This is a genomic window from Listeria goaensis (assembly GCF_900186125.1).
GTDB lineage: Bacteria > Bacillota > Bacilli > Lactobacillales > Listeriaceae > Listeria > Listeria goaensis.
The window spans coordinates 107,375-127,546 of sequence record NZ_FYBQ01000008.1 but is presented as its reverse complement, the minus strand read 5'-3'; the positions used below and the strand labels follow the sequence as shown (position 1 = coordinate 127,546).

14 protein-coding genes are annotated in these 20,172 nt (G+C 42.5%); 11 read left to right on the top strand and 3 right to left on the bottom strand.

What is annotated here, in order from left to right; translation table 11 throughout:
- Positions 1-159 precede the first annotated feature (159 nt).
- Together rpoC and CFT42_RS10330 are read left to right on the top strand one after the other, a co-directional pair.
- The gene (gene rpoC / locus CFT42_RS10335) at positions 160-3,765 is read left to right on the top strand and encodes a DNA-directed RNA polymerase subunit beta' (RefSeq protein WP_088810487.1); all 3,606 of its coding nucleotides are present in this window, start codon (positions 160-162) and stop codon (positions 3,763-3,765) included.
- A 282-nt stretch (positions 3,766-4,047) separates the two neighbouring features.
- The gene (locus CFT42_RS10330; protein ID WP_088816089.1) at positions 4,048-5,625 is read left to right on the top strand and encodes a LapB repeat-containing protein; all 1,578 of its coding nucleotides are present in this window, start codon (positions 4,048-4,050) and stop codon (positions 5,623-5,625) included.
- A gap of 39 nt (positions 5,626-5,664) precedes the next feature.
- On the opposite strand, the gene CFT42_RS10325 is transcribed toward CFT42_RS10330, so the two are convergent.
- A complete protein-coding gene (locus CFT42_RS10325; protein WP_088816088.1) occupies positions 5,665-7,125 on the bottom strand; it encodes a glycoside hydrolase family 1 protein in 1,461 nt (486 codons plus the stop codon).
- Between the two features lie 183 nt (positions 7,126-7,308).
- On the opposite strand from CFT42_RS10325, the gene CFT42_RS10320 reads away from it, so the two are divergent.
- Genes CFT42_RS10320 through CFT42_RS10310 form a run of 3 tightly spaced genes read left to right on the top strand, consistent with a single transcriptional unit; the run spans position 7,309 to position 9,278 of the window.
- Complete coding sequence (locus CFT42_RS10320; RefSeq protein WP_088810484.1) at positions 7,309-7,836, top strand: TetR/AcrR family transcriptional regulator; 528 nt, start codon at positions 7,309-7,311, stop codon at positions 7,834-7,836.
- 56 nt (positions 7,837-7,892) lie between these two features.
- Complete coding sequence (locus CFT42_RS10315; protein ID WP_088810483.1) at positions 7,893-8,306, top strand: MarR family winged helix-turn-helix transcriptional regulator; 414 nt, start codon at positions 7,893-7,895, stop codon at positions 8,304-8,306.
- Between the two features lie 12 nt (positions 8,307-8,318).
- Positions 8,319-9,278 (top strand): ring-cleaving dioxygenase, encoded by a 960-nt coding sequence (locus CFT42_RS10310; RefSeq protein ID WP_088816087.1) that lies wholly within the window; start codon positions 8,319-8,321, stop codon positions 9,276-9,278.
- 33 nt (positions 9,279-9,311) lie between these two features.
- Here CFT42_RS10310 and CFT42_RS10305 read toward each other — a convergent pair whose 3' ends face one another.
- Positions 9,312-10,166, bottom strand: a complete 855-nt coding sequence (locus tag CFT42_RS10305; protein ID WP_088816086.1) for a MurR/RpiR family transcriptional regulator — start codon at positions 10,164-10,166, stop codon at positions 9,312-9,314.
- Positions 10,167-10,326: 160 nt separating this feature from the next.
- Here CFT42_RS10305 and CFT42_RS10300 point away from each other — a divergent pair, with 160 nt between their 5' ends.
- Entirely contained in the window at positions 10,327-11,343 is a 1,017-nt protein-coding gene (locus tag CFT42_RS10300; RefSeq protein ID WP_088810480.1) for an oxidoreductase, read from the top strand.
- 1 nt (position 11,344) lies between these two features.
- On the top strand, positions 11,345-12,334 hold the full coding sequence (locus CFT42_RS10295) for a Gfo/Idh/MocA family protein (RefSeq protein WP_088816085.1): 990 nt from the start codon (positions 11,345-11,347) through the stop codon (positions 12,332-12,334).
- 38 nt (positions 12,335-12,372) lie between these two features.
- Here CFT42_RS10295 and CFT42_RS10290 read toward each other — a convergent pair whose 3' ends face one another.
- Positions 12,373-13,509: an ROK family transcriptional regulator gene (locus CFT42_RS10290; protein ID WP_088816084.1), complete on the bottom strand. Its 1,137-nt coding sequence runs from the start codon at positions 13,507-13,509 to the stop codon at positions 12,373-12,375.
- A gap of 140 nt (positions 13,510-13,649) precedes the next feature.
- On the opposite strand from CFT42_RS10290, the gene yicI reads away from it, so the two are divergent.
- The 4 genes from yicI to xylB are packed head-to-tail and all read left to right on the top strand — an operon-like array spanning position 13,650 to position 20,148.
- Entirely contained in the window at positions 13,650-15,911 is a 2,262-nt protein-coding gene (yicI, locus tag CFT42_RS10285) for an alpha-xylosidase (RefSeq protein ID WP_088816083.1), read from the top strand.
- 27 nt (positions 15,912-15,938) lie between these two features.
- Positions 15,939-17,327 carry a glycoside-pentoside-hexuronide (GPH):cation symporter gene (locus CFT42_RS10280; RefSeq protein ID WP_088810476.1) on the top strand — a complete coding sequence of 463 codons (1,389 nt, stop codon included), beginning with the start codon at positions 15,939-15,941 and terminating at the stop codon, positions 17,325-17,327.
- A gap of 11 nt (positions 17,328-17,338) precedes the next feature.
- Entirely contained in the window at positions 17,339-18,646 is a 1,308-nt protein-coding gene (gene xylA / locus CFT42_RS10275; protein WP_088810475.1) for a xylose isomerase, read from the top strand.
- An 11-nt stretch (positions 18,647-18,657) separates the two neighbouring features.
- Positions 18,658-20,148: a xylulokinase gene (xylB, locus tag CFT42_RS10270; RefSeq protein WP_088816082.1), complete on the top strand. Its 1,491-nt coding sequence runs from the start codon at positions 18,658-18,660 to the stop codon at positions 20,146-20,148.
- The last annotated feature ends 24 nt before the right edge of the window (positions 20,149-20,172 follow it).

Sequence of the window (20,172 nt, the reverse complement as noted above, 5' to 3'; positions counted from 1 at the left end):
AAATAAAAATAATTTTTCGATAAACTTAAACATGATGGACTTGTTAGCCGCAAGAAGCACTGAACGTAGTCGTGCTTTCTTGCGGGCCAAGTTATATGAAACGATATAATTTAAACCTAATAAGTGAAAAGTCATGACCAAAATTAGGAGGTTGGGCACTTGATAGATGTTAATAATTTTGAGTATATGAAAATCGGTCTAGCATCTCCAGATAAAATCCGTTCTTGGTCGCACGGTGAAGTTAAAAAACCTGAAACAATCAACTACCGTACGCTAAAACCAGAACGTGACGGACTGTTTTGTGAGCGTATTTTCGGACCAATGAAAGACTGGGAATGTTCGTGCGGAAAGTACAAACGTGTCCGCTATAAAGGTGTCGTTTGTGACCGTTGCGGGGTTGAAGTAACGAAATCCAAAGTTCGTCGCGAACGCATGGGACACATTGAACTTGCAGCGCCAGTTTCACACATTTGGTATTTTAAAGGTATTCCAAGCCGTATGGGTCTTGTGATGGATATGAGCCCGCGTGCGCTTGAAGAAGTTATCTACTTTGCGTCTTATGTAGTAACAGAGCCAGGCGACACACCGCTTGAGAAGAAACAACTTCTTTCTGAAAAAGAATATCGCGTTTATCGTGAAAAATATGGTCAAACCTTCCAAGCTGGAATGGGTGCCGAAGCAATTAAGAAAATTCTCTCAGACATCAATCTTGAAAAAGAAACAGATGAGCTGAAAGAAGAATTGAAAACCGCACAAGGTCAACGCCGTACGCGTGCAATTCGTCGCCTAGAAGTAATGGAAGCCTTCCGTAACTCTGGCAATAATCCAAGTTGGATGGTTCTTGATGTACTACCAGTTATTCCACCAGAACTTCGCCCAATGGTACAACTTGAAGGTGGCCGTTTTGCAACAAGTGATTTAAATGATTTGTACCGTCGTGTTATTAACCGGAACAACCGTTTGAAACGCTTGCTTGACTTAGGCGCACCAAACATCATCGTCCAAAATGAAAAACGGATGCTTCAAGAAGCAGTTGATGCGTTAATTGATAATGGTCGTCGTGGCCGTCCAGTGACTGGACCAGGTAACCGTCCATTAAAATCTTTATCGCACATGCTTAAAGGGAAACAAGGTCGTTTCCGTCAAAACTTACTCGGTAAACGTGTCGATTATTCCGGTCGTTCCGTTATCGTCGTAGGACCTAACCTTAAAATGTACCAATGTGGTCTTCCAAAAGAAATGGCACTTGAATTATTCAAACCTTTTGTGATGAAAGAACTCGTTGGACGAGGCCTTGCGCACAACATTAAGAGCGCTAAACGTAAAATTGAACGCATGGCGCCAGAAATCTGGGATGTCCTTGAAGAAGTTATTCGCGAACATCCAGTTCTACTAAACCGTGCCCCTACGCTCCACAGACTTGGTATCCAAGCGTTTGAACCGACTTTAGTTGAAGGTCGCGCGATTCGTTTGCATCCACTTGTTTGTACGGCGTATAATGCCGATTTCGATGGTGACCAAATGGCCGTCCACGTTCCACTTTCGGCAGAAGCACAAGCGGAAGCACGCATTTTAATGCTTGCCGCACAAAACATTTTGAATCCAAAAGATGGTAAACCAGTTGTTACACCTTCCCAAGATATGGTGCTAGGTAACTACTATCTGACACTTGAACGTGAAAATGCGGTTGGTGAAGGAACAATCTTTAAGGATATTAACGAAGCGCAACTTGCTTATCAAAATGGCTATGTTCACTTGCATTCTCGTATTGCCGTTTACGCAGGATCCATTCCAAATGAACGCTTTACAGAAGAGCAACGTAAGCAACTATTAATTACGACAGTCGGTAAATTGATTTTCAACACAATCTTACCAACATCGTTCCCTTATATTAACGAACCAACGAAATATAATTTAGAAATTGAAACGCCTACAAAATATTTTGTTGAGCCAACAACGGACGTTAAAGCGCATATCGCTAAGCAACCAATTGTTGACCCATTCAAGAAGAAAATTCTTGGAAATATCATTGCAGAAGTGTTCAAACGATTCCATATTACAGAAACATCTAAAATGCTTGACCGCATGAAAGACTTAGGTTTCAAAATTTCCACAAAAGCGGGTATCACAGTTGGTATTGCCGATATCTTAACGCTTACGGAAAAACATGAAATTCTAGAAACAGCACATGATATGGTTGAAAAAATCACGAAACAATTCCGTCGCGGTTTAATTACAGATGACGAGCGTTATGAGCGCGTTATCGGCGTTTGGAATGCTGCCAAAGACGAAATTCAAGGAAAACTAATTTTAAGCTTGGAACGTTTAAATCCAATCTTTATGATGCAAGATTCCGGAGCTCGTGGTAACATCTCGAACTTCACGCAACTTGCTGGTATGCGTGGTCTGATGGCTGATCCATCTGGACGTATCGTAGAACTTCCAATCACTTCAAACTTCCGTGAAGGGTTAACAGTCCTTGAATACTTTATCTCGACCCACGGAGCGCGTAAAGGTCTTACCGATACAGCCCTTAAAACGGCCGATTCTGGTTATCTTACTCGACGCCTTGTTGATGTGGCGCAAGATGTTATCATTCGTGAAGACGACTGTGGCACGGACCGCGGCTTAACAATTAAAGCGATTCGCGAAGGTACGGAGATTATTGAACCGCTAGAAGAACGTCTAGAAGGGCGCTATGCTCGTAAAACCGTGCGTCACCCTGAAACTGGCGAAGTTTTAGTTAAAGAAAATGATTTGATTACTGAACCGATTGCAGTAGCAATTGTTGAAGCGGGTATTGAAGAAGTATCGATTCGCTCGGCGTTTACATGTAATACAAAACATGGTGTATGTAAAAAATGTTATGGTAAAAACTTGGCTACTGGTACAGAAGTTGAAGTTGGTGAAGCAGTCGGTATTATCGCGGCACAATCTATCGGGGAACCTGGTACACAGCTTACAATGCGTACGTTCCATACTGGTGGGGTAGCCGGCGACGATATCACGCAAGGTCTTCCACGTATTCAAGAAATTTTTGAAGCACGTAATCCGAAAGGACAAGCAACCATCACAGAAGTGGCTGGGGAAGTTGTTTCTATCGAAGAGGGCCGTGACCGTGGACAAGAAATTACAATTCAAGGTGCGGACGACCGTCGTAGCTACACAGTTCCTTATACAGCACGTCTTCGTGTTCAAGAAGGTTCAATGGTAGACCGCGGGGAAGCACTTACGGAAGGTTCTATTGATCCGAAAGCGCTAATCCGTGTACGTGACGTTTTATCCGTTCAAGAATACTTGCTTGCTGAAGTACAAAAAGTTTACCGGATGCAAGGGGTAGAAATTGGCGATAAACACGTTGAAGTAATGGTTCGTCAAATGTTGCGTAAAATCCGCGTAATGGACACTGGGGATACGGATATCTTACCAGGTACATTAATGGATATTCATACGTTTACAGAAGCAAACCGTGAAGCTATTTTGAGTGGTAAACAACCGGCTACTGGTCGTCCAGTATTACTCGGAATTACGAAAGCTTCTCTTGAAACGGATTCCTTCTTATCTGCTGCATCATTCCAAGAAACAACACGTGTTCTTACTGATGCTGCGATTAAAGGAAAACGTGATGAACTTCTTGGTCTTAAAGAGAATGTTATTCTTGGTAAACTTGTACCAGCAGGAACAGGTATTCACCACTATCGCAAATTAAAACCAGAAGTTGTTGGTGCTGAAAAAGAAATAACAGAGGAACCAACTACTTTCTAAAAAATAAAACGGAAATCATTTTATGAAATGATTTCCGTTTTTATTTGTATGAAAGAAGCTATAATTGTCTTTTTTTGACACGTATATGATATTTTGTGTCTAAAATGTGTCTGAGAAAAGATAAGTATACATTTAAAAATGGCTTAAATAGGCGATTTAGACCATGTCAAGAATATTTTGTTAAAAAATAATCAAATAAATCCTGAATTTCACAAAATTTTCATTGAATACGACTAAGAAGAAAGGTATTCTTATGGTACTAACCATCAGGAGGTTTAATGAATGGCAGTGAAGCAAAAAGCATTAACTTTTATGTTAGTGACAACAATAATGGCAATACCTTTTGTACCAGTTACAGTTTTAGCAGAAGAACCAATTGTTACAGAACAAGGGACAGAGATAGTCCAAATTCCAGATTTACAGTTAAAAAAATATTTAAATACTCAATTAAGGCAGGCGCAAGATGCGGATATTACACAAGCGCAATTGAATACACTCCGTAGTGTTTCACTTTCAGGGGATACCTACACAAATTTATCAGGGCTTGAACATGCGAACAATTTGACGGCGTTGTCTTTGTCGAATACGTCCAACATTGCGGATCTTTCAACAGTGACGGCGATTCCTAGCTTGACAAATTTGACGATTTCGGGTGCTTTTCTTACGGACGATAAATTACCGGACTTAAATAATGTGACGAACCTCGAATCTGTTAGTTTGAGTAATACGTCAAATACAAACGCAGTTTTTTCGAAAATAAATAAAATGCCAAACGTCGCGAATTTATATGTGCAGAATAACTATAACATCACAGATATTTCGGCTCTTAAAAGTATGCCGAAATTGAAAGTATTATTTGTGCAATTCGATGGCATTCAAGATTTACAATGTATTTCTGAGTTTCCAGCATTAGAATCGCTCGCGGCAACGGGGCAAAATACAGGGCGTCTTGATGCTCATAATAAAATTAAAAGCTCAGTACTCAGCTATGATGAAGCCAATCAAACAGTGTTTATTCCATTTTCGATGATGGTAAATCGCTTTACGCATTTTAATGGCTATCAACCACCGTTTACAAAATCGACTGCATCAAATCAAACATTTTTAGCATTTAATGATACAAGAGTGGATAATAGCCGCCTTTCTATAAATGATGAAGGCATTACGGTTAACGCGATGACAAAAGAAGACTTCGATAACCTTTCAGAAATCGAATATAATGCATTTTATGATAATGCGGCCGGAAGTTATGCAACACCAACATTTTTACAAGGCTATAATGCTTCGTCCGGCACGTATGACCAATATTTTGACATTGAACATTTTATTACTTTGACAGCAGATGAAGCTTATGAATATGACCAAAATCAACAAGTGACAGAAGCGCAATTTTTGCAAGATGTTCATGCGACAACCGATGATGGTTCACCAGTGACGAGTAATTTTGCACAAGTTGTTGATTTAACAACACCGGGAGTTTACGAAGTGACATTGAATGCTGAAAATGAAGCAGGTCTAAAAGCAACGCCTGTTAAAGTTCAAGTTACCGTACGAGAAGTTGCACCCGCACCAGTTGACCCAACAAATCCAGAACAGCCTGTGACACCGGAAACGCCCATTACACCAACAGAGCCAGAGAAACCAGAAACATCAAAAGCTGGCGAAATGGTTGTACCAAAAGAGACAAATGAGCAACAAAATACCATCATCACACCAAAAACGAACACCGAAAAACCAACAAAAAGCACACATCTTCTGCCTAAAACGGGGGATACAAATGGACTGCTTTATGTGGCGTTAGGTGGCCTTCTAGTACTAGGTGGGTTCGCTTTGTTTCGCCGCAAGAGAATATCGAAATAAAAAAATGAGGTTGGATTAATTCCAACCTCATTTTGCGTTTTAATCTAAATCCTCGCCGTTTGTTGTGATGACTTTTTTATACCAATTGAAGGAGTCTTTTTTCGAGCGTTTTAATGTGCCGTTACCTTCATCATCTTGATCAACATAAATGAATCCATAACGTTTTGACATTTCGCTTGTCGAAGCGCTAATTAAATCAATTGGGCCCCAACTTGTGTAACCGATTAAATCAACGCCGTCTTTAATGGCTTCTTTCATTTGAACGATATGTTTGCGCAAATAATCAATGCGGTAATCGTCATGAATACTGCCGTCAGCTTCAACAGTATCATAGGCGCCAAGGCCATTTTCAACGATGAAAAGCGGTAAATTGTAACGCGAGTAAAGGTCGTTAAGCGTCCAGCGCAAACCTTTAGGATCAATTTGCCAGCCCCAGTCGGAAGTCTCCAAATATTCGTTCTTTACACCGCCCATAAAGTTGCCAGCAGTCCGGTCTCCTTCGGGTTTTACGGTCGCAGAAAGGGACATGTAGTAACTAAACGAGATAAAGTCAACTGTATGTTCTTTCAAAATCTCGTCGTCTCCTACTTCTTTTTTAATCAAAATATTGTTCTCTTTAAAGAAACGATTCATGAAAGTCGGATAAGTTCCGCGAGCGTGCACGTCTGTAAAGAAAAGGTTCATTTGATTTTCGTACTGCGCTTTTAGAACGTCATCTGGATTATTAGTTGCCGGATACGTCGCCATGCGTGCAAGCATGCAGCCCACTTGTGAACCAGGAATGATTTCGTGGCAAAGTTTCGTAGCAAGTGCACTTGCGACAAACTGATGATGCGCCGCCTGATAAGAAAGTTCGAGAGGGTTTTCTGCATCTTCCACTAAAACGCCACCGCCAGTGTAAGGGCTAAGTGAAATAACGTTGATTTCGTTAAAAGTTAGCCAATATTTAACTTTATCTTTATAACGTTTGAAAACGGTTTCGGCATAGTTCGTAAAGAAACCAATCACACGGCGGTCAGCCCAGCCGTTATATTTCAGCGTCAAATTAAGCGGCGTTTCATAATGCGAAAGAGTCACGAGTGGCTCAATATCATACTTTTTCAGCTCATCAAATACCGCATCATAAAAAGCAAGCCCTTTTTCATTTGGCACCGCATCGTCACCATTTGGGAAAATTCGCGCCCAGTTCAGCGATAAACGGAAAGTCTTAAAGCCCATTTCCGCAAATAACGCAATATCTTCTTTATAATGATGGTAAAAATCGACTCCGTCGCGTTTTGGGAAGCGGGCATGCGTTTCGCCTGCTAAAATGGCATCAATTTCCTTTTTTGTCACATCTAATGAAAAATCATTGCCACGTTCTGATTTCGGTACAAATTTGACCATATCCGCAGTAGACAAGCCTTTGCCATCTAAATTGTATGCCCCTTCAACTTGGTTTGCAGCCGTTGCGCCGCCCCACAAAAAGTTTTTCGGAAAACCATTTTTTATTTCCGTCATATTTGTCGCTCCTTCAATCATTAATTTGTTTACATTTTTATCATACTTTCTGTAATGCATTACATGTCAAGCATGAAATTTGATTCGTCATGTTTAGCAATTTCAAGCCTAAAACGGGATTACAATTGCTAAAAAAGCAATTCTTCGTTAAAATTTAGGAAAGAAGTGAACGGAGGAGCAAAATTGAGTAGCAGAGATTTAATTATTAAGTCTGCCATCGAAGTAATTTCAGAAGCAGGTATTCAAAATTACAGTTTAGCCAAAGTCGCTAAAAACGCTGGTATAACAAAGGCCGCCATCTTTTATTACTTCAAAAATAAAGAGGAACTTACAAAATCACTCATCGCACATACAATTGATGCCTACAACAAAATACTCACAGAGGAATACGAAAAGCGCAAAAACGCGTCTAAATATCCTTTTACAGAAGCTTATATTGCAGGAAATCTGCGTCAATTAGAAGACGATGATTTAATCGGTCTACACGCAGCACTCCTAGCGTCTGTCATCACTCTAGACGTCGATAATGAAGACTGGAACGCCGTTTATGATGCCGATCACGAACGCCTCATTCCTGAAATCGGCCCAGAAAACGCCAATTTTGTTCGCTACACCATTGATGGTATGTGGCACACGCATATTTTAGGCATTAAACAAGCCGACACGCAAAAAGTCGCAAAAACGCTCCTTAAATTCGTAAGCAAGTCGTAAAACTTGCTTTTTATTAAGTTTAGTACTAAACTAAAAATAAAAGGAGGCGATTTGAGATGGTAAAAACTGACGACCGACTAGGCGTTGTCCTTTGGTTTCGCTTAAGTCGTTTTTATAATCGCAATATGAAGCTCACCAATCAAAATTTTAAAGAAGCAGGCCTTTCAACGGCCATGTTCGACTGCATTGCTCAAATCGGTCCAGAAGGCAAGATAACACAACAAGAGCTTGGCAAAAAACTCGTTGTGACGAAAGGAAATATTACACAGTTACTCGTAAAACTCGAAACACAAAATTATGTGCAACGCGAAAAAGTCGGGCGTGAAAAATTCATCATGCTAACGAAAAAAGGTGTCGCCTGCTACAATGAACTGGTGCCAAAGCAAGAAGCTTTTCAACAAAATCAGTTCAGCAAATTAACGCGCAAAGAACAAAAACAGCTACTTGATTTACTGAAAAAATTAAATTAGGGGGCAAAAAACATGGAATTATTAGGCTTACATCATATTTCCATTTTCACTGAAAACGCAAGACGAAATTTTGATTTTTATACAAAAGTATTAGGAATGCGCCTTGTAAAGAAAACCGTCAACCAAGACGATCCTTATACGTATCATTTATACTATGCGGACGAGATTGGCAACCCCGGCACAACAGTCACTTTTTTTGAAGTCCCTAACATGGCTAAAAATCGACTAGGCCGCAATCAAATTTCCGCGATGAGTTTGCGCGTCCCAAATGATGCCGCACTTGAATACTGGCATAAACGACTTGACGAGTTTCAAATTTTTCATAGCACCGGCGAGGCGCAATTTGGGCGGCGGATTATTCGGCTGAAGGACGTAGACGGCCTGACAATCCATTTAGTTTCTGATGAGGGGAATTCAGGCACACCAGCAGGTCATCCGTGGAAAGATGGGCCGGTTCCAATCGAATACGCCATTTCTGGTCTTGGTCCCGTGCGCATTTCGGTTTTAAAGAAAGAAAAAACCGACGCGGTGCTAACTAAACTCCTTGGCTTTAAACATGCAGGAGCTTATGAAGAAAATGAAAAATTGCTTACTGTCTATCAAACGGGAGCTGGCGGCACTGGAGCTGAGGTTCATCTTGAGGCTAGACCCGATTTAGAACAACACAATTTAGGTGCCGGCGGAGTACATCATCTAGCTTTTCGCGTGAAAGACGATGCCGAAATGCTCGCCTGGGTGGAACGAATTGCTGATTCCGGTTATCCAAACTCCGGCTTTATTGACCGCTTTTATTTCCACTCGCTTTACTTCCGCGAATCAAACGGCATCCTTTTTGAACTGGCAACAGACGGCCCAGGCTTCAACACGAATTTCGAAGTGGAACACGGAACTTATGTGGAACTCCCACCAAAATTCGAAAGCCGTCGCGAAGAAATTGAAGCACACTTAACACCACTTGATACTGATAAATAAAAGAAGCTGGATTCATTCAGCTTCTTTTTTAAGTTAAACATCATTCTCCTGAAAGAACGCTTGGTTTTTTGCAAGATATGTTTTGTTTTCGTCGTAATCCATTTGATAAAGCGCTGCGAAGAATACATTTAAGACGTAGTCAAAGGCGATTTGTGAAGCGAAAGTAGAAATTTTGAGCGCCGTTTTATCCTCCGATTTCGGAATCGAAATGCAAATATCCGCGAGTCTACTAAGTTCGCTCGTAGTATGTGAGGTAAGCAAAATGATGGGCACAGCGCGTTCTTTTAAAAATTTCGCCGCCGCAAGATCAAGTTTTGATTTCGCGTCATAACTTACAAAAACCGCGCAATCGCGTTCCGTCATATTTGCCGTATGAACCGCCCATTCCGCGCGCTTCGTAGCCAAAAACGTATAGCGGTTAATTTTCCACAGCTTATTTTGAAAACTCTCCGCCCGAATTTGCGAATCGCCCACCGCAAATAAAAAAATTCGCTCTGCCCCGTGTAGCCGCCGCGCTGCCTTGGCAAGTTTCGCCTCATCAAGCAAGTGAAAACTTTCCGAAACAGTCTGCTGCGTGAGCTCCATAATCTCGCGACTAATCGTGGAAAGCGAGTCCCCCTCCTTAAACGGCGTGTTCGGGTCAACATCAGCAGGCGAAAACTCGCGACCTTGAATTTCCTTCACAAGCGCAATTTTAAATTCTTTAAACCCCGAAAGACCTAATTTTCGAGTAAAACGGATGATGGTGGCATGCGATGAAAACGTCCTTTTTGCCAGCTCTTGAATCGTCAGAAGTTCCATTTTATCGGTGTTTTTAAGAATAAATGTTGCAATTGTTTTTTCAGTCGCCGTAAAATTCGCCATGTTTTTCATATTCGTTAAAATCATAAAAAAGCTCCTTTCATGAACTTTTTGTGCAAAAAATAAGTTTTCCGCAATACATTTAGAACCGTTTTTCCTAAATGAACTGGCGCAAACATAATTGGTAGCCTTTTTCGCCAAATACTTATAAGATAAAAGTATCAAAGTGAAACGAGGAGGATTTAGTATGCTTACAATTGGATATATCGGGAACGGAAAAAGCACCAACCGATACCATCTACCATTCGTATTAGAACGAAATAACATTCGCGTTAAAACCATTTACCGGAGAAATCCAAGTCATGATGCTTGGAAAAAATTTGATCATATTCATTATACAACGAATTTGGAAGAATTACTGTCTGATTCGGAAATTCAAATGATTGTGGTAGCCACAACGCAGGAGTCCCACTTTGAATTTGCGAAGCAAGTTTTGGAAGCTCAGAAACATGTTTTAGTCGAAAAGCCGTTTATGATGACGTCCGAAGAGGCCGAAGAAATTTTTCAACTAGCGAAGGCGAAAGGTCTAATTGCGCAGTGTTACCAAAATCGTCGTTTTGATTCCGACTTTTTAACGGTGCAGCGCGTCATTGAAAGTGGGAAACTGGGCGACTTGTTGGAAGTGGAAATGCATTATGACTATTTTAGACCAGAAGTGCCCGAGTCGACGCACAAGTTTGAGTTTTATAACAGCTACCTATACGGCCACGGTTGCCACACCATCGACCAAGTGCTATCTTATTTTGGAAAACCGGACAAAATCCATTATGACGTCCGGCAATTGCTCGGCGAAAACCGGATGAACGACTATTTCGATTTGGATTTTTACTACAACATCTTAAAAGTCTCCGTCAAATCGAGCTATTTCCGTTTGAAAGGGCGCCCTAGCTTTGTTGTTTACGGTAAAAAAGGTTCTTTTGTGAAGGAAACGAAAGACCGTCAAGAAGAGCATTTAAAACTGTTCTACATGCCTGAAAATCCAGATTTTGGCATTGATTTACCCGAACATTACGGAACGCTGACTTATATAGACGAAAGCGGCGATTACCACGAGGAAAAAGTAATTTCGGAAGTGGGCGATTATGGTCGCGTGTATGATGGGCTTTATGAAGCCATTGTGAACGGGAAGCCGAAACAAGTGAAGGACGAGGAAACGTTACTACAAATGCAAATTTTAGAAAAAGGAATAGAGGAGTGTAAATAACATGAAATTAGGCATTGTTGGATCAGGAATGATTGTTCATGACTTGCTACCTGTTTTTGCAGAACTTCCTAAGATTACGCTTGCGGCGATTTTCGGGCGGGAGAAAAGTCGTGCGAAGCTTGAAGGTTTGCAAAAAGAGTATGGCATTGACAAGGTACATACGGATTTTGAAGCATTTCTAACGGATGATTCAATCGATACGGTTTATGTGGCGCTGCCCAATCATTTGCATTTTTCGTATGCGAAAATGGCGCTCACCCATGGCAAACACGTCATTTGTGAAAAGCCCTTCACATCGAACGCCAAAGAGCTACAAATTCTTGTTGATTTAGCCAAAGAAAAAGGTCTCTTCTTAATCGAAGCGATTACCAATCAATACATGAAGAATTTTTTGGAAATAAAAAAACGGGTGAGTAGCCTTGGCGAAATGAAAATTGTGGAAGCGAACTATTCACAGTACTCCTCGCGTTATGATGCTTTCAAAGAAGGAAACATTTTACCAGCGTTTAATCGAGAAATGTCTGGCGGAGCCTTGATGGACTTGAACATTTACAATGTCCATTTTGTTGTTGGCTTGTTCGGCGCACCAAAAGATGTCCATTATTACGCAAATATGGCGAAAGGGATTGATACGTCTGGCGTTCTAGTGATGGATTACGGTAATTTTAAGGCGGTTTGCATTGGCTCAAAAGATAGTAAGGCACCAATTTCAGCGAATGTTCAAGGCGACGCGGGAACGATTCATGTGAACGGCTCGGTAAGTGTTTGCGATTCTTTTGAATTTTTGCCAAACAGCGGCGAAGATGAGCATATTGACGTGAAGGATAGCGAACATCGCATGTACGACGAATTCGCAGCGTTCCAGCGTATCATTGATGAAAAAGATGCGGACGAAATGCTCCGCAAGCTTGCGCACAGCCAAATTGTGATGGACGTTGTGACGAAGGCGAAAGCTTCAGCAGGTCTGGTATTTACAGCAGATGAGGTGTAATAAAAAGCAGTTTCCTATTATTCAGGAAACTGCTTTTTTTATGAATCTAAGAAGCGCTTTATAACTAAATAGCCAGCACCGTACAAGATAGCTTCCTCGCCTAGGTGGGAGGCTTTTATTTTGATATTTTTTGATGTGAATGAAGTGAGTTTGGCTTCGATTTGGTTGGTGAAATCGGGTATAAGCCGCGAAATTTCACTGTTTATAAAAACAACTTCTGGGTTGTAGAGCGCCGTCACGTTTTGGATGCCAATTGCTAAGTAGTGAATCATATTTTGTACGACGCGCACGGCCGTTGCATCTTTTTCCAAAAAAGCGCGGCATAAATCTACGACGAGTGCGTTTTCGTGTCCAGATAGTTCTTTATATGTGTCCAAAGTGTTTTTTTCGGAAGCGTAGCACTCCAAGCAGCCATTTGCGCCGCACGGGCATGGGCGGCCGTTTTCAGTCACAATAGTCATATGTCCGATTTCGCCAGCATAGCCGTTTATGCCGGTATAAAGTTGATTGTCCAAAATAACGCCGCTTCCCACGCCAGAATGAATGCTAATACTCACAAGGTTTGCGTAATTTTCTTCTCTTGTATGGTCAGAAACTGCTAATAGATTCGCTTCATTTTCCACGTACACCGGGCAGGCAAATTGTTCGCCGAGTGTATTTTTGAAATCCAGAAAAGCCAAATCATATGCTGGTGTAAATTGAATTTGGTTGTCTAGTACAATTCCGTGAATCGCGATTAAAATTCCTACAACCCCAAATGGCGCTTTTGGCAAGCTGGAAAGAAATACACCAAGTTTTTCAGAAAGTTCCTGAATAATCGTGTCCCGCTTGATGGTCTTAAAAGGAAACAACTCCCGCTTATAGGCAGTGCCGTCTAAACGCTGCACCATCACGTCAATGTAGTTGTAGCCGATGTCAACGCTGACGGAAAAACCCGCTTTGGCATTAAGCTCAAGCATGATGGGCTTTCGGCCGCCTTGATTTGTACTTTCGCCAATGCCAACTTCATTAATAAGTTTTTGTGTCATCAATTTTTTTACGATATCAGAAATGGTTGCTTTATTTAAACCGATAGTCTCCGCAAGTTCGGCACGCGAAAGCGGCCCTTTTTGCGCAATTTTATTTAAGACGATTCGTTCGTTTGATTCTCTAATTCCTGCACGACTAGTAAACATTCGTTTCCCCCGCTTTCTCTTTTTATTTTAGCAAAAAGGCTTGACAAAAGAAACCGTATTCCTTTATATTATTGTTAGTTAGTTTATCATGCTAACAAACTTAAACTTTTGCAAACGTTTGATGAATGGGAGGAAAAGTCATGAAATTTACAGATGGGATTTGGCTCGTCAAAGAAGGTTACACAATTCACACGCCAAAAGAAATTTTTGATTACAAAATGAAAGCGGATTCAGTTGAGGTTTATGCGCCGTTTAAGAAAATTGAAACTCGTGGCGACACATTGAATTTAGGAATGATGACGGTCGGTTTAGAAACACCAAAAGAAGACATTCTCAAAGTCACTTTAAAACATCATGATGGGGGACTAAAAAAAGGTCCGGAATTTCCAGTCAAGAAAAACAAACGAGAGCTAGAAACAACTGATACGCAAGAAAAAATTGTCGTTCAATCTGGCGCCTTAAAAGCCGAGCTCGATAAAACGAGCTATAAAATTGCGTTTTTCGGAAATGATACGCTCCTTACAACATCTGATGTAAACGGACAAGGCTATGTTGAATCGGCGGACGGCAATTTTATGCGCGAAAGGTTGAACCTAGCAGTCGGCGAAAACATCTACGGTTTAGGCGAGCGGTTTACGAACTTTGTCAAAAATGGGCAGACGGTTGATATTTGGAATAAAGACGGCGGAACAAGCAGCGACCAGTCCTATAAAAACGTCCCTTTTTTCATAAGTAATAAAGGGTATGGCGTTTTTGTGAATCACCCGGAACACGTATCGTTTGAAATTGGGACAGAGCACGTGTCGAAAAATCAGTTTAGTGTGGCAGGCGAGACGCTTGAGTATTATGTGATTTATGGGCCGACAATGGCCGATATAGTCCAGAAATATACAGATTTGATGGGCAAACCAGCACTGCCGCCAGCATGGTCGTTCGGTTTGTGGCTCAGCACATCGTTTTGCACGGATTACGACGAGGAAACGGTCAATCGCTTCATAGATGGCATGAAAGAACGCGATATTCCACTTGAAGTGTTTCACTTTGATTGCTTCTGGATGAAAGACTTTGAATGGTGCAATTTCGAATGGGATAAGCGAGTGTTTCCGAATCCAGAAGCGATGTTAAAACGTTTGAAGGAAAAAGGGTTGAAAATTTGCGTCTGGATAAATCCTTATATTGCGCAAAAATCGGCTTTATTTGCGGAAGGGAAAGCGAACGACTATTTCATTAAACGTAAAGATGGTTCTGTTTGGCAGTGGGATTTATGGCAGGGTGGCCAGGCGGTGGTCGATTTTACGAACCCGGAAGCGAAAGCGTGGTACTTGTCGAAACTAGAAGCGCTCATGGATATGGGTGTGGACGCGTTTAAAACGGATTTTGGTGAGCGAATTCCAACTGACGTTACATACTTTGATGGATCTGATCCTGAAAAAATGCACAATTATTATGCGTATCAATATAACGAGGCGGTGTATGAGCTCTTAGAACGCAAGAAACCAGGCGAGGCTGTTGTGTTTGCAAGGTCAGCTACAGCGGGTAGTCAGAAATTTCCCGTTCATTGGGGAGGTGACTGCTTATCGACGTATGAATCCATGGCGGAATCGCTTCGAGGCGGCTTGTCCTTCATGCTATCTGGTTTTAGCTTCTGGAGTCATGATATCGGCGGCTTTGAAGAAGGCGCGACGCCAGATATTTACAAACGCTGGACGCAATTTGGACTTTTATCTTCTCATAGTCGCTATCACGGCAATGTCGAATACCGCGTTCCGTGGGTGTTTGATGATGAGGCGACGGAAGTAACGCGCAAATTTACGAAGCTAAAACTGCGTTTAATGCCGTACTTGTTCCGTCATGCGGTGTTGGCACATCAAACGGGCATTCCAATGATGCGCCCGATGGTGATGAGTTTTCCGAAGGATTTGACGGCGCAAACTTTGGATCGGCAATATATGCTCGGTGACGCGCTCTTAGTGGCCCCGATTTTCAATTCTGCGGGTAGAGGTGAATTTTACTTGCCACAAGGGAAATGGACGAACATTTTAACCGAAAAAACATATGAAGGCGAAAAGTGGTACAGCGAAACGCACGATTATATGTCGTTTCCACTGCTTGCGAGAGAAAACAGTGTGATTGTGATGGGCAGAGAAGGTGAGCGCGCCGAGTACGATTACGCGGCGAACCCAGAAATCCACGTATACGGTTTTGACGGGGCGGACGTTTCTGTCACAGAGCCGATTTTTTCTAAAGCGGGTGAAGAAGTGGCGCGTGTCACGGTGAATAAACAAGCAGATGTTGTTTCTGTTGATGTAGAAAACATCGCACATTATTCTGTTGTTTGGCATAAGCCCGGTTCGGGTGATGTACTGCATTTTGAGGGAGCAAAAAATCTTCGTCTGAAGTAAAAAAATTAAAAAAGTGAGGGTAACGAAATGGAAGCAACTGAACGTATAAAAGAGGCAGCACCTCTGAAAGCAATGGTTCCATGGAAAGAAAGAATTAGTTATGGCTTAAGCGACACAGCATGTAATTTAGCATTTCAAGTTATCGGAACGTATTTAATGTTTTTCTATACGGATGTTTATGGCATTAGTGCGGCGGCAGTGGGAACGCTGTTTTTAGTCGCACGTGTCATTGACGCGTTTGACGGACCAATCATTGGGATTTTTATTGACCGAACACATACAAAATGGGGGAAAAGCAGGCCGTTTTTTTTATGGTTCTCCATTCCGTTTGGCTTGATGTGTGTGCTCACATTTACAACGCCAGACTTATCGGACGGCGGAAAAATTGTTTGGGCATATGTGACGTACATTTTAGTCGGCATTTTTTATTCATGTGTGAATTTGCCAATTACATCGATTTTGCCAAGTTTGACGAACAACCCGAAAGAGCGGACAGTGCTCGGAACTATTCGCCAATTTGGTGGCACGCTCGGGCAAATTATCGTAACCGTTTTCACCTTGCCAATTGTGGCGCTACTCGGTTCTGGCGACCAGCAAAAAGGCTTTTTCCTAACGATTTTGCTCTTTTCAATCGTCGCTGTTGTTTTACTTTTAAATACTTTCGTCAACACAAAAGAGCGCGTCACTAACGTTCAAAAAGTGGTGCGCGTCAAGGATAGCGTCAAAGCAATGAAGCGTAACTGGCCGTGGATGATTATGATTCTAATGAACTTCATTTACTGGATGGCGATGACGATGAAAAATCAAACGACGGTGTATTTCTTTAAATACAATCTCGGTCGTGAAGATTTAGTGCCCATCATTATGGCGCTCGCATTTGGATCGCTTCTGACATTATTATTTACACCTGCTGTCGCTGGACGAATTGGTAAGCGAAACACGATGGTGATGGGGCTAGCGCTTGCAATTGTTGGCCAAGTCATCATGGGTGTCGGGGCACACAATTTGAGTATCGCGATTATTATTGTTGGGGTTATCATTAATGCTTTTGGAACTGGTTTTATTTCCGGATTGTTATCCGTTATGCTTGCCGACACAGTTGATTACGGCGAATGGAAGAACGGTGTACGCGCCCAAGGGCTATTGACATCGGCTTCTAGCTTTGGGGCAAAATTTGGTATGGGTATCGGCGGTGCCTTGACGGCTGGAATTTTGGCGATGGGCGGTTATCAGGCGAACCAAGTTCAAACCGACGCATCCCTTCGTGCCATCGAATTTAATTTCGTTTGGATTCCAATTGTTGGCTTTGCCATTGCAGCTATCGCACTATTTTTCTACCGAGCTGACAAACAGGAAAAACAATATTTAGTAGAGTTAGAAGAACGAAATCGCGCGTTTAGAGAAAACGAAAAATAAAGGAGAAAATGATGACTTATTTTAAACAAATCGAAAAAATTAATTATGAAGGTGTAACTTCCGAAAATCCATTTGCATTTAGACATTACAATCCAGAAGAGGTTGTTTTAGGAAAAACGATGAAGGAGCATTTGCGCTTTGCAGTCGCTTACTGGCACACCATGACGCAAGACGGATCTGACCCGTTTGGTGCGGCAACGAATGTTCGCGATGTACACGGGGCAACGGAAATGGAGCTCGCGAGAAATCGGGTAGACATGTTTTTTGAGATTTTGGAGAAGCTAGGCGTGGAGTATTTTTGTTTCCATGATGTGGACATTGCGCCAGAAGGCAACTCCCTTCAAGAATTCATGCGCAATTTAGATGAAATCACGGATTTAATTCAGCAGAAAATGGCGCAGACGGGCATCAAATTGCTATGGAATACGGCAAATTTATTTACGCACCCGCGCTTTTTAAACGGAGCTGCTTCGACGAATAATGCGGACGTATACGCCGTCTCAGCCGCCCAAATTAAAAAAGGCCTCGATATTAGTAAAAAACTAGGCGGCAAAAATTACGTCTTTTGGGGCGGCCGTGAAGGCTATGAATCGCTTTTAAATACGGATATGGGATTTGAACAGGCGAACATGGCGCGGATGTATAAAATGGCGATTCGTTATGCGAAAGAAATCGGTCACGACGTACAATTTTTAATCGAGCCAAAACCAAAAGAACCAACGAAACACCAATACGATTTCGATGCGGCCACAACAATGGCTTTCTTACAAAAATACGGTCTCGAAAATGATTTTAAATTGAATTTAGAGGCGAACCATGCAACGCTTGCTGGCCACACGTTTGAACACGAATTAAATGTGGCGCGCACCTACAACGCGCTCGGATCGATTGATGCGAACCAAGGCGATCTGCTGCTCGGCTGGGATACCGACGAGTTCCCGACAAATGTGTATGACACAACGCTCACGATGTATGAAATCTTGCAAAACGGCGGAATCGCGCCAGGCGGCATTAATTTTGATGCCAAAGTTCGCCGCAGTTCATTTGCGATGGAAGACCTTCTGCTCGCACACATCGCTGGCATGGACACGTACGCACGGGGATTAAAAGCAGCAGCAAAACTTACAGAAGAGCGCTTTTTTGAAAAAATTAAGGAAGAACGATACGCAAGCTTCCGCGAAGGAATTGGCGCACGCATTTTGAAAGGCGAGGAAGACCTAGAAACGCTAACTGAATATGCGCTAGCAAATGAGGAAGTCAAAAACGCGTCAAGCCACATTGAATATGTGAAGTCACGCTTGAACGATTATTTAATTTAAAGGAGAAAAAAATGGGTTATGTGTTAGGTTTAGATTTAGGAACGAGCGCGTTAAAAGCGGTTTTGATGAGTGAAGCGGGCGAGCTCATTGCAGACGCCGCAAGCGATTACCCGCTAATTAGTGAGCGAAGGGGCTACAGCGAGCAAAATCCGGCTGAATGGGTGCGTGCCTTAAAGGTGGTATTTCAAGCGCTTCACGAGGCGGTGCCTGATTTAAAGGCGGAGCTTCTAGGCATTAGTTTTTCGGGGCAAATGCACAGTCTTGTTGTGATGGACAGCGAGATGGAAGTGGTGCGCCCGGCCATTTTGTGGAATGACGTCCGTACAACGGAGGCGTGTAAGTATATTCGGGAGAAGATGCCTGACATTAAATCGATTACGCGAAATGATGTGCTGGAAGGCTTCACGCTCCCTAAATTGGTCTGGCTTGCTCAAAATGAACCGAAAACATGGGATCAGGCGGCGCATTTTTGTTTGCCAAAAGACTATTTGGCCTACATTTTAACGGGCGAACTTTGCACCGATTACTCCGACGCAGCCGGCACACTGCTCCTTGACGTCCAAAAGAAAACCTATTCAGAGGAAATCTTAACCGCGTTTCAAATCCCAAGGCAAACGCTACCAAAACTCGTTTCATCAACGACTTGCATCGGAACGGTCACACCGGAACTCGCGCGGCAACTCGGGATTCAAACGAGCGCGAAAGTGTTCATGGGCGGAGCGGACAACGCAGTAGCTGCAATTGGTGCCGGCATCACAAAACCAGGTCTCGCACTGTCGAGCATTGGAACGAGTGGCGTCTTCCTAAGTTTCGAATCGGACATTTTGGAGGCCGACGCGTCACCGTTACATTTTTTTAACCATGTAGAAGAAGGGTCTTTTTATTCAATGGGCGTGACGCTTTCTGCGGGCAATAGTTTGAACTGGTTTAAGCGGGAATTCGCGCCAGACGAAGATTTTGACGCACTTTTTGAAGGGGCTAAGAAAATCCCAGTTGGTGCGGAAGGCTTGCTGTTTACGCCGTATATAAGCGGTGAGCGCACCCCGTACACGGATAGCGAGATTCGCGGTGCTTTTATTGGCATTGACGGCCAGCATACGCGCAGTCACTTCATGCGCGCGGTTATTGAGGGCATTACTTTTTCACTGCGTGATGCTTTTGAGCTGTTAAAACTGGCAGGACGTGATGCGGCGGAAATCGTTGCAGTTGGCGGAGGTGCCAAAAACCCGCTATGGCTTCAAATGCAAGCGGACATTTACAACCGAAATGTGCGAACGCTAACGAGTGAGCAAGGTCCGGGCCTTGGGGCCGCTATGATTGCCGCTACAGGGCTCGGGATTTATCCGGATTTAAATGCATGCGCGGAAACTTTTGTCACGTATCAAGGTCAATTATATACGCCAAATGCGCAAAATGTAGCAAAATATGAAAAAATCTATCTGATTTATCGCGAAATTTACAAGGCGACTAAATCGCTTTCAACAAGTCTAGCCAAGCTTTAAAGCCGAAAATGAGCGAAATTCGTC